Genomic DNA, 14,401 nt, shown 5'->3' with positions numbered 1-14,401 from the left:
GCGGGGTCTGGCACGCACATCTGCGGCGTTGTCGTCGGTCGCCAACTCCCCCACGCTCGGCTTCGCTCGCGCGGGGGCACCCCCATCGCGTTGACTCCCTCCTTCGCCTTGCATCTGCACGCACCAGACCCCGCTCCCTGATCCGGCCTGATCAAAACGAAAGACCCTAGGCCCGCACGTCCCGGCGCACCTCGACCACCCGGAAGCGGTTCGCCACGAAGGCGCCGTCGCACAGGGCCGCGTTCGCCGCCGGGTTGCCGCCCGAGCCGTGGAAGTCGGAGAAGGCCGCGGTCTGGTTCACGAACACCCCGCCGGTGAGGTTGAAGGACAGCTGGGCCGCCTCCTCCAGGCACACCTCCTGGACGGCCCGCTCGACCTCGGCGTCGGTGGTGTACGCGCCGACCGTCATCGCGCCCTTCTCGCGCACCGTGCGCCGCAGCAGCTCCACCGCGTCGGTCGCCGAGTCCACCGCGACGGCGAAGGAGACGGGGCCGAAGCACTCGCTCATGTAGGCGGCCTCGGCGTCGGGCTTGGCGCCGTCCAGCTTGACGATCACCGGGGTGCGCACCACCGCGTCCGGGAACTCCGGGTTGGTGATCTCCCGGGACGCGAGGGCGACCTCGCCGAGGCCGGCGGCGGCCTCCAGACGGGCCTTGACGTCGGGGTTGACGATCGCGCCCAGCAGCCCGTTGGCCCGCGCGTCGTCGCCGAGGAGGCCGTCGACCGCGCGGGCGAGGTCGGCGGTGACCTCGTCGAAGGTCTTCGGGCCCTGGTCGGTGTGGATGCCGTCCCGCGGGATCAGCAGGTTCTGCGGGGTGGTGCACATCTGGCCGCTGTACAGGGACAGCGAGAACGCCAGGTTGGACAGCATCCCCTTGTAGTCGTCCGTGGAGTGCACGACCACCGTGTTGACGCCGGCCTTCTCCGTGTAGACCTGCGCCTGGCGGGCGTTGGTCTCCAGCCAGTCGCCGAAGGACGTCGACCCGGTGTAGTCGATGATCCTGATCTCCGGGCGGGTCGCGAGGGTCTTGGCGATGCCCTCGCCGGGGCGTTCGGCGGCCAGGGCCACCAGGTTGGCGTCGAAGCCGGCCTCGGCGAGCGCCTCGCGGGCGATCCGCACGGTCAGCGCGAGCGGCAGCACCGCGCGCGGGTGCGGCTTGACCAGGACCGCGTTGCCGGTCGCCAGGGAGGCGAACAGGCCCGGGAAGCCGTTCCAGGTCGGGAAGGTGTTGCAGCCGATGACCAGGCCGATGCCGCGCGGGACGGGGATGAACTCCTTGGTGAGCACCAGCGGGTCGCGCTTGCCCTGCGGCTTGGTCCACTCCGCCGTGCCCGGGGTGCGGACCTGCTCCGCGTACGCGTACGCCACCGCCTCCAGGCCGCGGTCCTGGGCGTGCGGGCCGCCCGCCTGGAACGCCATCATGAAGGCCTGCCCGCTGGTGTGCATGACGGCGTGCGCGAACTCGTGCGTCCGGTCGCTGATCCGCTTGAGGATCTCCAGGCAGACCACGGCCCGCACCTCGGGGCCGGCGTCCCGCCAGGCCCGCTGGCCCGCCTTCATCGCGGGCAGCAGCACGTCCAGGTCCGCGTGCGGGTAGCTGACGCCCAGCTCGATGCCGTACGGCGAGACCTCGCCGCCGACCCAGTCGTCGGTGCCCGGCTGGCCGAGGTCCAGGCGCGAGCCCAGCAGGGCGTCGAAAGCGGCCTTGCCCGCCGCCGCGTCCAGGCTGCCGTGTTCGCCGTACGCCTTGGGGTGCTCGGGGTGCGGGGACCAGTAGGCGCGCGTGCGGATCGCTTCCAGAGCCTGGTCGAGCGTGGGCCGGTGCTTGGCGATCAGCTCCGGGGCGGTCAGTTCGGCGGCCATGCGGGACCAACTCCTCGTCTCGGGAACTCTTCGTCGAGTTCACGTCCTGGCAGAAAGAGCAGCGGGATGGGACGGTCAGGGCTAGAGTAACCGAACGATCGGTCGGTTCAAGGGGGTCCGCCGTATCTGTGGAAAACCCCGTGCGGGAGGATCGCGGACATGACAGCACTCGACCTCAGCAGCCCCGTGGCCGTCGTCGGCACCGGCACCATGGGCCAGGGCATCGCCCAGGTCGCGCTGGTCGCCGGCCACCCCGTGCGGCTCTACGACGCCGTACCCGGGCGTGCCCGGGAAGCGGCCGCGGCGATCGGCGCCCGCCTCGACCGGCTGGTGGACAAGGGCCGGCTCGACGCCGCCGCCCGGGACGCGGCCCGCGCCCGCCTGGAACCCGCGCAGGCCCTGTCGGAGCTGGCCGACTGCGCCCTCGTCGTGGAGGCCGTCCTGGAGCGCCTCGACGTGAAGCAGCAGCTCTTCGGCGAGCTGGAGGACGTCGTCGCCGAGGACTGCCTGCTCGCCACCAACACCTCCTCGCTGTCGGTGACGGCGATCGGCGGCGCCCTGCGCCATCCGGGCCGCTTCCTCGGCCTGCACTTCTTCAACCCCGCCCCGCTGCTCCCGCTGGTCGAGGTCGTCTCGGGGTTCGCCACCGACGTCGCCTCGGCCACGCGCGCGTACGAGACCGCCCGCGCCTGGGGCAAGACGCCGGTGGCCTGCGCGGACACCCCCGGGTTCATCGTCAACCGGATCGCCCGGCCCTTCTACGCCGAGGCGTTCGCCGTCTACGAGGCGCAGGCCGCCGACCCGGCCACCATCGACGCGGTCCTGCGCGAGTCGGGCGGCTTCCGGATGGGCGCCTTCGAACTCACCGACCTGATCGGCCAGGACGTCAACGAGGCGGTGACGCACTCGGTGTGGCAGTCCTTCTTCCAGGACGTGCGGTTCACCCCGTCGCTGGCCCAGCGCCGCCTGGTGGAGTCGGGCCGCCTCGGCCGCAAGACCGGACATGGCTGGTACGACCACACCGAGGGCGCCGAGCGGCCCGAGCCGCACACCGCCGACAAGGAGCAGCCGCCCGCCCACGTCGTCGCCGAGGGGCGGCTCGGCCCCGCGCGCGAACTGCTCGACCTGATCCGCGAGGCGGGCATCCAGGTCCGCGAGGAGGACGAGGACAACGGCACCCGCCTGGTGCTGCCGAGCGGCGGCCAGCTGGTGCTCGCCGACGGCCAGACGTCCGTGGAGTTCCGCGACGTCGTCTACTTCGACCTCGCCCTCGACTACCGCAAGGCCACCCGTATCGCCCTGGCGGCCTCCCAGGACACCTCGCCCCGCACGCTCGCCGAGGCCACCGGGCTCTTCCAGGCGCTCGGCAAGGACGTCAGCGTCATCGGCGACGTCCCCGGCATGATCGTGGCCCGCACCGTGGCCCGGATCATCGACCTCGCCCACGACGCCCTCGTCAAGGGCGTGGCGACCAAGGAGGACATCGACACCGCGATGCGCCTGGGCGTCAACTACCCGCTCGGCCCCTTCGAGTGGGACGACAGGCTCGGCCACGACTTCGCCTACGAGGTGCTGGACGAGATGCACGACCGCGACCCCTCCGGTCGCTACGCGCCCTCGCTCGCGCTCTTCCGCCACTCGTGCGCCGCCGAACGGCGGGAGGACCCCTCATGACCACGGCACGACGCGACACGTACACCCCCGAGACGCTGCTCTCCGTGGCCGTCCAGGTCTTCAACCAGCGCGGCTACGACGGCACCTCCATGGAGCACCTGTCCCGGGCGGCCGGCATCTCCAAGTCGTCGATCTACCACCACGTCAGCGGCAAGGAGGAACTGCTGCGCCGGGCCGTCAGCCGTGCCCTGGACGGCCTGTTCGCGATCCTGGAGGAGCCGGGGGCGGGCGAGGGGCGGCCCGTGGACCGCCTGGAGCACGTCGTGCGGCGCATGGTCGAGGTGCTCATAGCCGAACTGCCCTATGTGACGCTGCTGCTGCGGGTGCGCGGCAACACCGCCACCGAGCGGTGGGCGCTGGAGCGGCGCCGCGACTTCGACCACCGGGTCGCGGAACTGCTCAAGGCGGCCGCCACCGACGGGGACGTACGCGCCGACGTGGAGGTGCGACTGGTCACCCGGCTGGTCTTCGGGATGATCAACTCCATCGTGGAGTGGTACCGGCCGGATGCGCGCGGCGCCACCGGCCGCGAGGTGGCCGACGCGGTCGTCCGGCTGGTCTTCTCGGGGCTGCGCGGGGACTGAGCTAGGGCCTCTCGTCTGGATCATGCCGGGCTCGCGGGGTCTGGCACGCACATCTGCGGCGTTGTCGTCGGTCGCCAACGCTCCGCGTTGACTCCCTCCTCCGCCTTGCATCTGCACGCACCAGACCCCGCTCCCTGATCCGGCCTGATCCAGACGAAAGACCCTAGGCGTCCGGCTCCAGGTCCTCCTCCTCGAACACCAGCAGCGTGCGGGTGCTCAGCACCTCGGGGATGGCCTGGAGCCGGGTGAGCACCAGCTCGCGCAGTGCCCGGTTGTCGGGCGTGTGCACCAGCAGCAGGACGTCGAAGTCGCCGCCCACCAGCGCGATGTGCGAGGCGCCGGGCAGCTGCCTGAGCTGTTCGCGGACCGTGCGCCAGGTGTTCTGGACGATCTTCAGCGTGATGTACGCCGAGGTGCTGTGTCCGGCGCGCTCGTGGTCCACGCGCGCGCCGAACCCCCGGATCACCCCGTCCTCGACGAGCCGGTTGATGCGCGCGTAGGCGTTGGCGCGCGAGACGTGGACGCGTTCGGCGACCGACCGTATCGAGGCGCGGCCGTCCGCCTGGAGGATGCGCAGAATGTCCTGGTCGATCGCGTCCAGCGGCCGGGCCGGGGACAGCACGGCCTCCTGCGTCTCGTCGGCCATTCGTTCAGGTGGCATGTCCCCCCGCTTCCTCGCCGTGGACGTCCTGCGTCCATTCCAGGCTGTGGAGAACCGTTTGTCCACAGCCTCGACCCGCCTGTAGCCAAATTGTGCCGACGACCGAACAATCGGTAGGTGAGGCGGGTCACAGCCGACACGCCTCCCGTAGCCGCTCCCACGAGGAGGTGCCGTCATGACGGTTCTGGAGCAGCGGGGCGCGTACCGGCCATCGCCGCCGCCCGCCTGGCAGCCCCGTATGGACCCCGCGCCGCTGCTGCCCGACGCCGAGCCCTACCGCGTCCTCGGCACCGAGGCGGCCGCCAAGGCCGATCCCGACCTGCTCCGCCGGCTCCACGCCCACCTGGTGCGCGGCCGCCGCTACAACACCCAGGCCACCGCGCTCACCAAGCAGGGCCGCCTCGCCGTCTACCCCTCCAGCACCGGCCAGGAGGCGTGCGAGGTCGCCGCCGCCCTGGTCCTGGAAGAGCGCGACTGGCTCTTCCCCAGCTACCGCGACACCCTCGCCGTCGTCGCCCGCGGGGTGGACCCGGTCGAGGCCCTCACCCTGCTGCGCGGCGACTGGCACAGCGGCTACGACCCCCACGCCCACCGGGTCGCCCCCCTGTCCACCCCGCTGGCCACCCAGCTCCCGCACGCCGTCGGCCTCGCCCACGCCGCCCGTCTCAAGGGCGACGACGTGGTGGCGCTCGCCATGGTCGGCGACGGCGGCACCAGCGAGGGCGACTTCCACGAGGCGCTGAACTTCGCGGCCGTCTGGCAGGCACCCGTGGTCTTCCTGGTGCAGAACAACGGTTTCGCCATCTCCGTCCCGCTCGCCAAGCAGACCGCGGCGCCCTCCCTGGCCCACAAGGCCGTCGGGTACGGCATGCCGGGCCGCCTGGTCGACGGCAACGACGCCGCCGCAGTACACGAGGTGCTCACCGACGCCGTACGGCACGCCCGCGCGGGCGGCGGCCCCACGCTGGTCGAGGCGGTCACCTACCGCATCGACGCCCACACCAACGCCGACGACGCCACCCGTTACCGCGGCGACGCCGAGGTGGAGGCCTGGCGCGCGCACGACCCGGTGCGGCTGCTGGAGACGGAGCTGACCGAGCGCGGCCTGCTCGACGAGGCCGCCCTGGAGGCCGTACGGGAGGAAGCCGAGGCGATGGCCGCGGACCTGCGCGCACGCATGAACCAGGACCCCGAGCTCGACCCCATGGACCTCTTCGACCACGTCTACGCCGAGACCACCGCCCAACTGCGCGAACAGCGGGACCTGTTGCGGGCCGAGCTGGCGGCCGAGCAGGACGGGCCCGACCAGCAGGAAGGCGACCGCCGATGACCACCGTGGCCGTCAAGCCCGCCACCATGGCACAGGCCCTCACCCGCGCGATGCGCGACGCGATGGCCGCCGACCCGAGCGTGCACGTCCTGGGCGAGGACGTCGGCACCCTCGGCGGAGTCTTCCGGGTCACCGACGGACTCGCCAAGGAGTTCGGCGAGGACCGCTGCACCGACACCCCGCTCGCCGAGGCCGGCATCCTCGGCGCCGCCGTCGGCATGGCCATGTACGGCCTGCGGCCGGTGGTGGAGATGCAGTTCGACGCCTTCGCCTACCCGGCGTTCGAGCAACTGGTCAGCCATGTCTCCCGGATGCGCAACCGCACCCGCGGCAGGATGCCGCTGCCGATCACCGTGCGCATCCCCTACGGGGGCGGTATCGGCGGCGTCGAGCACCACAGCGACTCCTCCGAGGCGTACTACATGGCCACCCCCGGCCTGCACGTGGTCACACCCGCGACCGTCGCCGACGCCTACGGCCTGCTGCGCCGGTCCATCGCCTCCGACGACCCGGTGGTCTTCCTGGAGCCCAAGCGGCTCTACTGGTCCAAGGACATCTGGAACCCCGAGCAGCCGGCGGAGGTCGAGCCGATCGGCCGGGCGGTGGTGCGGCGCACCGGCCGCAGCGCCACGCTGATCACCTACGGCCCCTCCGTGCCCGTCTGCCTGGAGGCCGCCGAGGCAGCGCGGACCGAGGGCTGGGACCTGGAGGTCGTCGACCTGCGCTCCCTGGTGCCGTTCGACGACGAGACGGTGTGCGCCTCCGTGCGCCGCACCGGACGCGCGGTGGTGGTGCACGAGTCCACCGGCTTCGGCGGGCCGGGCGGCGAGATCGCGGCCCGCGTCACCGAGCGCTGCTTCCACCACCTGGAGGCCCCCGTGCTGCGCGTGGCCGGGTTCGACCTGCCCTACCCGCCGCCCATGCTGGAGCGGCACCATCTGCCCGGCGTGGACCGCATCCTGGACGCCGTGGCCCGGTTGCAGTGGGAGGCCGAGGGCTGATGGCACAGGTGCTGGAGTTCAAACTGCCCGACCTCGGCGAGGGACTGACCGAGGCGGAGATCGTCCGCTGGCTGGTCCAGGTCGGTGACGTGGTCGCCGTCGACCAGCCGGTGGTCGAGGTCGAGACCGCCAAGGCCTCGGTGGAGGTGCCCTGTCCCTACGGTGGCGTGGTCACCGCCCGCTACGGCGAGGAGGGCACCGAACTGCCGGTCGGCGCACCGCTGCTGACGGTCGCCGTCGGCGAACCGGAGGCCGAGCCGGAGAGCGGTTCGGGCAATGTCCTGGTCGGCTACGGCACCTCCGAGGCGCCCGGCCGCCGGCGGCGGGTACGGCCGACGGCGCCGGCCGGCGGGGCGAGGGTGAACGGCGCCGCGCCCGCGCCCGCCGTGAGCGCCCCCGCCGTCGCCCCGGCCGCGGCGCCCGGCGGTCCCGTGCCCGTGATCTCCCCGCTGGTCCGGCGACTGGCCCGCGAGGGCGGGCTGGATCTGCGCGGGCTGGCCGGTTCGGGTCCGGACGGGCTGATCCTGCGCGCCGACGTGGAGCGCGCCCTGCGGACCGAACCGGACCGGGACCGCGGCCGCACGTCCGGGGCCCCCGCCGCGGCCGTTTCCGCCCCGGGCGCGGGGGAGGTCCGCGTTCCCCTCAAGGGCATCCGCGGCGCCGTCGCCGACAAGCTCTCCCGCAGCCGCCGGGAGATCCCGGACGCGACCTGCTGGGTGGACGCCGACGCCACGGAACTGATGCGCGCGCGGGCCGCGATGAACGCGGCCGGAGGGCCGAAGATCTCGCTCATCGCGCTGCTCGCCCGCGTCTGCACCGCCGCGCTCGCCCGCTTCCCCGAGCTGAACTCCTCGGTCGACAGCGAGGCCCGTGAGGTCGTCCAACACCCGTATGTGCACCTGGGATTCGCGGCACAGACCGATCGCGGCCTGGTCGTACCGGTCGTCCGGGACGCCCATAAGCGCGGCGCCGAGTCGCTGACCGCCGAGTTCGCCCGGCTCACCGAGGCCGCCCGCGCCGGCACGCTGACCCCGGGGGACCTCACCGGCGGCACCTTCACGCTGAACAACTACGGGGTCTTCGGCGTCGACGGCTCCACGCCGATCGTCAACCACCCCGAGGCGGCCATGCTCGGCGTCGGCAGGATCGTCCCCAAGCCCTGGGTGCACGAGGGGGAACTGGCGGTGCGCCAGGTCGTCCAGCTGTCGCTCACCTTCGACCACCGGGTGTGCGACGGCGGCACGGCGGGCGGCTTCCTGCGGTACGTGGCGGACTGCGTGGAACAGCCGGCGGTGCTGCTGCGCACGCTGTGAACCCGCGGTTCCCTGTGATCGGCCCGGCCCGCATACTCGGGGAGTGACCGACAAAGCCACCGCCGACGAGACCGGCGCCGGGCCGCCGGCCACCGCGGCCGCCACGACCCCCGTGCCGTACGACCCGTACGACGCCGTCGTGCTGGCCGGCGGTGCCGCGCGGCGGCTCGGCGGGGCCGACAAGCCCGGGGTACGGGTCGGCGGCCGGGCACTGCTGGACCGGGTGCTCGCCGCCTGCGCGGGCGCCCGTACGACCGTCGTGGTGGCCGCGCCCCGGCCCACCGTCCGGCCCGTGCGCTGGGCACGCGAGGAGCCGCCCGGCGCGGGGCCGGTCGCCGCGCTGGCCGCCGGTCTGCGGCACACCACGGCCGAGCACGCCGTCGTCCTCTCCGCCGACCTCCCCTTCCTCCGCCCGGCCACACTGCGCCGGTTGCTGGCCGCGCTCCACGGGACCGGCGCCGACGGCGCACTGCTCACCGACGCGGACGGCCGCGACCAGCCGCTGGTGGCCGCCTACCGCACCGCCGCGCTCCGCCGTGAACTGGCCGCGCTCGCCGCCGCGCACGACGGACTCACCGGCCTGCCGCTGCGCCGGCTCACCGGCGCCCTCCGCCTCACCCGCGTTCCGGACCCGCACGCGTCCTTCGACTGCGACACCTGGGACGACATCGTCAACGCCAGGGCGCGCATCAGGGAGCATGGGCACGTGTTGGATGAATGGATCTCCGCAGTCAAGGACGAGCTGGGCATCGACCTGGACGTCGACATGAACGTCCTGCTCGACCTGGCCCGGGACGCCGCGCACGGTGTCGCGCGGCCCGCCGCCCCGCTGACCACCTTCCTCGTCGGCTACGCCGCGGCCCGGGGCGAGGGTGGCCCCGAGGCCGTCGCCGAGGCCGCTCGCAAGGCCGCCGCACTGGCGCTGCGCTGGGAGGAAGAGGCGCGGGAGACCGGCGGGGCCGGGGAAGGGAACGGGGGCCCGAGCGCCCCGGACGCCGGATGACCGCGTCCCGCCTCCGCGGCGGGGCACCCGTGGAGGACGGCGACGACCTCGATGTCGAGGAGGCCCTGGCCCTCGTGAGGGAAGCCAAGGACGACGGCACCGGCCCGGCCCCGGTGCCCGGGACACGGGACGCGCGGACCGACGGGCCGCACCGGGCCGCCTCCTGGCCCGAGGCCCGCGAGATCGCCGCCCGCGCCGCCCGGACGGCCCGGTCCGCGGGCACCCGTCGGGGCCCCGTCTCCGTCCCGCTCGGCGACTCCCTCGGCCTGGTCCTGGCCGCGCCCCTCGACGCGCTCGGCGACCTGCCCTCCTTCGACACCTCCGCGATGGACGGCTGGGCGGTCGCCGGACCCGGCCCCTGGACGGTGCGCGAGGAGGGCGTGCTCGCCGGGCACGCCCAGCCCGCGCCGCTCACCGACGGCGAGGCGGTGCCCATCGCGACCGGTGCCCGCGTCCCCGCCGACACCACCGCCGTGCTGCGCACCGAGCACGGCCGCACCGACACCCAGGGCCGGCTGCACGCCACCCGGGACCTGGCCCACGGTCAGGACATCCGCCCGCGCGGCCAGGAGTGCCGCAGCGGCGACCAGTTGCTGCCCGTCGGCACCCTGATCACCCCCGCCGTCCTCGGCCTGGCCGCCGCCGCGGGATACGACACCGTCACCGTCGTCCCCCGCCCCCGCGTCGAAGTCCTCGTCCTCGGGGACGAGTTGCTGACCGAGGGGCTGCCGCACGACGGCCTGATCCGGGACGCGCTCGGCCCGATGCTGCCGCCCTGGCTGCGCGCCCTCGGTGCCGAGGTCGTCGCCGTACGCCGGGTCCGCGACGACGCCAGGGCCCTGCGCAAGGCGATCACCGCATCCTCGGCCGACCTGATCGTCACCACCGGAGGCACCGCCGCCGGGCCCGTCGACCATGTCCATCCCACCCTGGAACGCATCGGCGCCGAACTCCTCGTGGACGGCGTCGCGGTGCGCCCCGGCCATCCCATGCTGCTGGCCCGCCTCCAGGACGGCCGGCATCTCGTCGGGCTGCCCGGCAACCCCCTCGCGGCCGTTTCCGGCCTGCTCACGCTCGCCGAGCCGCTGCTGCGGACCCTGGCCGCCCACCCGGCCCCCGAGCCGTACGCGCTGCCGCTGACGGAGGCGGTGCACGGGCACCCCTACGACACCCGGCTCGTCCCCGTGGTGCTGCGCGGTGACCGCGCCGTACCGCTGCACTACAACGGCCCGGCGATGCTGCGCGGTGTCGCCGCCGCCGACGCGCTGGCCGTCGTACCGCCGGGCGGGGCCCGGCCGGGCGAGGAGGCGGAACTGCTGGACCTGCCCTGGGCGGTCGCCGGGATCGGGGTATGTTTCACGTGAAACACGCGGACTACGACGCCACCGCCTCGCCCGATTCCGACCGCCCCCCGGGCAACGGCACCCAGATGGACGAACGGTCGGCCACCCACCGGGTGAAACTTCCCGTGAAAGTGGTGGAACGCCCCCTCCGTCAGGTCGCCAAACGGCTGCTCATGGCGCTGCTGGTCCTGCTCCTCACCGCGCTCGTCGTCTACGTCGACCGCGAGGGCTACCGCGACAGCGCCGACGACTCCGTGGATCTGCTCGACTCCTTCTACTACGCCACCGTCACCCTCTCCACCACGGGATACGGCGACATCACCCCGGTCAGCGACAGCGCCCGGCTGACCAACATCTTCGTCATCACGCCCCTGCGCGTGCTGTTCCTGATCATCCTGGTCGGCACCACGCTGGAGGTCCTCACCGAACGGACCCGGGAGGAGTGGCGCCTGAAACGCTGGAGGTCCGCCTTGCGCGAGCACACCGTCGTCATCGGCTTCGGCACGAAGGGGCGGTCCGCCGTGCAGACCGTGTGCGCGACCGGGCTGAAGAAGGAGCAGGTGGTCGTGGTCGACCCCAGCGCCAAGGTGATCGACGCGGCGACCGCCGACGGCTACGCCGGGGTCATGGGCGACGCCACCCGCAGCGATGTGCTCAAGCGGGCCGAGGTGGGCAAGGCCCGGCAGATCATCGTCGCCCCGCAGCGCGACGACACCGCCGTGCTCGTCACCCTGACCGCCCGGCAGCTCAACCGGAGCGCCAAGATCGTCGCCGCCGTGCGCGAGGAGGAGAACGCCCCGCTGCTGCGGCAGTCCGGCGCCGACGCCGTCATCACCAGCGCCAGCGCGGCCGGCCGGCTGCTCGGCCTCTCCGTCCTCAGCCCCGCCGCAGGCATGGTCATAGAAGACCTCATCCAGCAGGGCAGCGGACTGGACCTCGTGGAACGGCCCGTGGTGCGCGCCGAGGCGGGCAAACGGCCGCGCGAGATCGACGACCTCGTGGTGAGCGTGGTCCGCGGCCACCGCGTGCTCGGTTACGACGACCGCTCCATCGGCACCCTGCAACTCACGGACCGGCTCATCACCATCGTCCGCGCCAGCCCGGGCACCCGGATCACCCCGCACATCCGCCCGCTGCCCACGGACTGAGCGAACGGCCCCCGCGCACCGGCACCGCGGCCCCTCGGGGAGTAGCGTCACCAGCATGCATGCGATCACGATTCCCGAACCTGGTGGTCCCGAGGCGCTGGTGTGGGACGAGGTCCCCGACCCGGTGCCCGGCGAGGGCGAGGTGCTGGTCGAGGTGGTGGCCGGTGCCGTCAACCGCGCCGACATCCTGCAGCGCCAGGGCTTCTACGACCCGCCGCCCGGCGCCTCCCCCTACCCCGGCCTGGAGTGCTCCGGCCGGATCGCCGCGCTCGGCCCCGGAGTGTCCGGCTGGGCCGTCGGCGACGAGGTGTGCGCCCTGCTCGCGGGCGGCGGCTACGCCCAGAAGGTCGCCGTACCCGCCGGGCAGCTGCTGCCCGTCCCGCAGGGCGTCGACCTCGCCCAGGCCGCCGCGCTGCCCGAGGTGGCGTGCACGGTCTGGTCCAACGTGTTCATGGTCGCCCATCTGCGCCCCGGCGAGACGCTGCTCGTGCACGGCGGCTCCAGCGGCATCGGCACCATGGCGATCCAGCTGGCCAAGGCTCTCGGCGCCAAGGTCGCGGTGACCGCCGGGACCAAGGAGAAGCTGGAGCGCTGCGCCGAGCTGGGCGCGGACATCCTGATCAACTACCGGGAGCAGGACTTCGTCGCCGAGATCAAGGAAGCCACCGGCGGCGCGGGCGCCGACGTCATCCTCGACAACATGGGCGCCAAGTACCTCGACCGCAACATCCAGGCGCTCGCCGTCAACGGGCGGCTGGCGATCATCGGGATGCAGGGCGGCGCCAAGGGCGAGCTGAACATCGGGGCGCTGCTGAGCAAGCGGGCCGCCGTCAGCGCCACCTCGCTGCGGGCCCGTCCGCTGGGCGAGAAGGCCACCATCGTGGCCGCGGTGCGGGAGCACGTCTGGCCGCTGCTCGCGGCGGGGCACGTCCGGCCGGTGGTGGACCGGGCGCTGCCGATGCCGGAGGCCGCGCAGGCCCACCGCGTGGTCGAGGAGAGCGGCCACATCGGCAAGGTCTTGCTGCTGGCGCCGTAACGGAGTCCGCCGGTGTGCGCGGGGGCGCTCAGCCCCTGCGCAGCCGCAGGCCCAGGAAGGCCAGCCCCAGCCCCAGGCCGATGAGGACGAGCCCGCTGCCCAGCGGGAGGATCCGCAGCTCCGGCTCGCTCGCGTTCTTGCTCTGCCGGGCCGCGTCCCGCGGGGCCCCCGTGGGATCGAGGCCCGCGTCCCGGGGCGGGGGCGAGGCCGCGGACGTGGGGCTCTCGGCGGTCTCCGGTTCCGCGGGCTGGGCCGCGGCGGAGCCGACCGGGTCGTCGTCGCCCTCCACCTCGGCCCAGGGGCCGTCCGGCCGGCCCGGGCGCATCCTGCCCTCTCCGGCCCCGCTCCCGGCCCGGGACGGCTCGGACGGCGGGTGGTTCGAGGAGGCGGAGGGCCGCGGGGCGTGCGTGGGACGCGGGGGATCGCCGGGCCCCGGACCGTCGTGCTCGTGACCGGGTTCGTGCCCCGGGCCGTCCTGGTGATCGTGCGCCGGGCGGGCCGGGTCGCCGGAGCTGCCCGCGTGCCCCGAGGCGGAGGACGAGGGAGACGGGGGAGGTGCCGCGGGCGTCGAGGAGTGCGGGGTGCCGGGGCCGGCGTACGCGGTGGCGGCGCCGTAGGCGGGCAGGGCCGTCGCGAGGACGACCAGCAGCCGCAGCGAGCGGTGGGTGAGTCGCAGCCATGGAGTCACGTCGGTGACCTCCCGGAGCCCAGCCGGCGTGAGCCGTGATCGATGGATGAACCGACGGGAACAGCCTCACATCCACCGACTCTCCGGGCATTCCGGATTGGGCCGACGGGTCTAAACCGACGATCGGCCGATCCGGGGGGCACCCCGGTGACGAGGTGGGCGGGTGCGAGAGAATGGCGGCATGGAGATGCCGAGGAACGAACGGTCGCCCGAGAATCCCCAGATCCTCGTCGTGGGCCAGGACGGGATGGCGCTCGGCGGAGGCACCGGGAACGACGATTCCCGCGAGACTCCGGTGACGGAGCAGGTCGAGCAGCCCGCCAAGGTCATGCGGATCGGCAGCATGATCAAGCAGCTCCTGGAGGAGGTGCGTGCGGCTCCCCTCGACGAGGCCAGCCGGGTGCGGCTGAAGGAGATCCACGCCAGCTCGGTCAAGGAGCTGGAGGACGGGCTGGCGCCGGAGCTGGTCGAGGAGCTGGAGCGGCTGTCGCTGCCGTTCACCGACGACGCCACTCCGAGCGACGCGGAACTGCGGATCGCGCAGGCCCAGTTGGTGGGCTGGCTGGAGGGCCTCTTCCACGGCATCCAGACCACGCTGTTCGCCCAGCAGATGGCCGCCCGCGCCCAGCTGGAGCAGATGCGCCGGGCGCTCCCGCCGGGCGTCACGGGCCCCGACGGCGACGACCATCCGGCCGGCGGCCGCTCGGGCGGCCCGTACCTCTAATAACCCCCCGACCGCGCGAAAGGGCCCGGCGC

The 14,401-nt window shown here is 73.7% G+C and carries 13 protein-coding genes; 10 read left to right on the top strand and 3 right to left on the bottom strand.

Annotation, left to right across the window (positions count from 1 at the left end):
- Window positions 1-166 precede the first annotated feature (166 nt).
- Window positions 167-1,864 carry a phenylacetic acid degradation protein PaaN gene (gene paaN, locus HZZ00_RS36935; protein WP_180330333.1) on the bottom strand — a complete coding sequence of 566 codons (1,698 nt, stop codon included), beginning with the start codon at window positions 1,862-1,864 and terminating at the stop codon, window positions 167-169.
- A gap of 159 nt (window positions 1,865-2,023) precedes the next feature.
- Here paaN and HZZ00_RS36930 point away from each other — a divergent pair, with 159 nt between their 5' ends.
- Together HZZ00_RS36930 and HZZ00_RS36925 are read left to right on the top strand one after the other, a co-directional pair.
- Complete coding sequence (locus HZZ00_RS36930; RefSeq protein WP_180330332.1) at window positions 2,024-3,538, top strand: 3-hydroxyacyl-CoA dehydrogenase; 1,515 nt, start codon at window positions 2,024-2,026, stop codon at window positions 3,536-3,538.
- Window positions 3,535-4,122: a TetR/AcrR family transcriptional regulator gene (locus HZZ00_RS36925; RefSeq protein WP_180330331.1), complete on the top strand. Its 588-nt coding sequence runs from the start codon at window positions 3,535-3,537 to the stop codon at window positions 4,120-4,122. Before HZZ00_RS36930 ends, HZZ00_RS36925 begins: the two co-directional genes overlap by 4 nt.
- Before the next feature lie 163 nt (window positions 4,123-4,285).
- On the opposite strand, the gene HZZ00_RS36920 is transcribed toward HZZ00_RS36925, so the two are convergent.
- On the bottom strand, window positions 4,286-4,783 hold the full coding sequence (locus tag HZZ00_RS36920) for an Lrp/AsnC family transcriptional regulator (protein ID WP_257585574.1): 498 nt from the start codon (window positions 4,781-4,783) through the stop codon (window positions 4,286-4,288).
- A 175-nt stretch (window positions 4,784-4,958) separates the two neighbouring features.
- Between HZZ00_RS36920 and pdhA the strand changes: the two genes are divergently transcribed.
- The 7 genes from pdhA (at window position 4,959) to HZZ00_RS36885 (ending at window position 12,957) form a co-directional block, all read left to right on the top strand.
- Window positions 4,959-6,113, top strand: coding sequence for a pyruvate dehydrogenase (acetyl-transferring) E1 component subunit alpha (gene pdhA / locus HZZ00_RS36915; protein WP_180330330.1), 1,155 nt, complete (start codon window positions 4,959-4,961; stop codon window positions 6,111-6,113).
- Window positions 6,110-7,114, top strand: coding sequence for an alpha-ketoacid dehydrogenase subunit beta (locus HZZ00_RS36910; protein WP_180330329.1), 1,005 nt, complete (start codon window positions 6,110-6,112; stop codon window positions 7,112-7,114). Before pdhA ends, HZZ00_RS36910 begins: the two co-directional genes overlap by 4 nt.
- A complete protein-coding gene (locus tag HZZ00_RS36905) occupies window positions 7,114-8,427 on the top strand; it encodes a dihydrolipoamide acetyltransferase family protein (protein WP_180330328.1) in 1,314 nt (437 codons plus the stop codon). The genes HZZ00_RS36910 and HZZ00_RS36905 overlap by 1 nt, the downstream gene beginning before the upstream one ends.
- 112 nt (window positions 8,428-8,539) lie before the next feature.
- Window positions 8,540-9,430, top strand: a complete 891-nt coding sequence (locus HZZ00_RS36900; protein WP_257586042.1) for a molybdenum cofactor guanylyltransferase — start codon at window positions 8,540-8,542, stop codon at window positions 9,428-9,430.
- Entirely contained in the window at window positions 9,427-10,794 is a 1,368-nt protein-coding gene (locus HZZ00_RS36895) for a molybdopterin molybdotransferase MoeA (protein ID WP_180330326.1), read from the top strand. Before HZZ00_RS36900 ends, HZZ00_RS36895 begins: the two co-directional genes overlap by 4 nt.
- The gene (locus HZZ00_RS36890; RefSeq protein WP_180330325.1) at window positions 10,782-11,921 is read left to right on the top strand and encodes a TrkA family potassium uptake protein; all 1,140 of its coding nucleotides are present in this window, start codon (window positions 10,782-10,784) and stop codon (window positions 11,919-11,921) included. Before HZZ00_RS36895 ends, HZZ00_RS36890 begins: the two co-directional genes overlap by 13 nt.
- 55 nt (window positions 11,922-11,976) lie before the next feature.
- Window positions 11,977-12,957: an NAD(P)H-quinone oxidoreductase gene (locus HZZ00_RS36885; RefSeq protein ID WP_180330324.1), complete on the top strand. Its 981-nt coding sequence runs from the start codon at window positions 11,977-11,979 to the stop codon at window positions 12,955-12,957.
- 28 nt (window positions 12,958-12,985) lie between these two features.
- Here HZZ00_RS36885 and HZZ00_RS36880 read toward each other — a convergent pair whose 3' ends face one another.
- Window positions 12,986-13,645, bottom strand: coding sequence for a hypothetical protein (locus HZZ00_RS36880; RefSeq protein WP_180330323.1), 660 nt, complete (start codon window positions 13,643-13,645; stop codon window positions 12,986-12,988).
- A 181-nt stretch (window positions 13,646-13,826) separates the two neighbouring features.
- Here HZZ00_RS36880 and HZZ00_RS36875 point away from each other — a divergent pair, with 181 nt between their 5' ends.
- Window positions 13,827-14,369, top strand: a complete 543-nt coding sequence (locus HZZ00_RS36875) for a bacterial proteasome activator family protein (RefSeq protein WP_070024393.1) — start codon at window positions 13,827-13,829, stop codon at window positions 14,367-14,369.
- Window positions 14,370-14,401 lie beyond the last annotated feature (32 nt).

Origin of the sequence: Streptomyces sp. NEAU-sy36, assembly GCF_013423905.1 — a bacterium.
Lineage (GTDB): Bacteria > Actinomycetota > Actinomycetes > Streptomycetales > Streptomycetaceae > Streptomyces > Streptomyces misionensis.
The sequence above is the reverse complement of the archived record's forward strand: the minus strand, read 5'-3'. Positions and strand labels throughout refer to the sequence as shown.

Bases quoted from the DNA above. Each gene is read 5' to 3' on its own strand.
- paaN (WP_180330333.1), bottom strand. From the start codon at position 1,864: ATGGCCGCCGAACTGACCGCCCCGGAGCTGATCGCCAAGCACCGGCCC.
- HZZ00_RS36930 (WP_180330332.1), top strand. From the start codon at position 2,024: ATGACAGCACTCGACCTCAGCAGCCCCGTGGCCGTCGTCGGCACCGGC.
- HZZ00_RS36925 (WP_180330331.1), top strand. From the start codon at position 3,535: ATGACCACGGCACGACGCGACACGTACACCCCCGAGACGCTGCTCTCC.
- HZZ00_RS36920 (WP_257585574.1), bottom strand. From the start codon at position 4,783: ATGCCACCTGAACGAATGGCCGACGAGACGCAGGAGGCCGTGCTGTCC.
- pdhA (WP_180330330.1), top strand. From the start codon at position 4,959: ATGACGGTTCTGGAGCAGCGGGGCGCGTACCGGCCATCGCCGCCGCCC.
- HZZ00_RS36910 (WP_180330329.1), top strand. From the start codon at position 6,110: ATGACCACCGTGGCCGTCAAGCCCGCCACCATGGCACAGGCCCTCACC.
- HZZ00_RS36905 (WP_180330328.1), top strand. From the start codon at position 7,114: ATGGCACAGGTGCTGGAGTTCAAACTGCCCGACCTCGGCGAGGGACTG.
- HZZ00_RS36895 (WP_180330326.1), top strand. From the start codon at position 9,427: ATGACCGCGTCCCGCCTCCGCGGCGGGGCACCCGTGGAGGACGGCGAC.
- HZZ00_RS36890 (WP_180330325.1), top strand. From the start codon at position 10,782: ATGTTTCACGTGAAACACGCGGACTACGACGCCACCGCCTCGCCCGAT.
- HZZ00_RS36885 (WP_180330324.1), top strand. From the start codon at position 11,977: ATGCATGCGATCACGATTCCCGAACCTGGTGGTCCCGAGGCGCTGGTG.
- HZZ00_RS36875 (WP_070024393.1), top strand. From the start codon at position 13,827: ATGGAGATGCCGAGGAACGAACGGTCGCCCGAGAATCCCCAGATCCTC.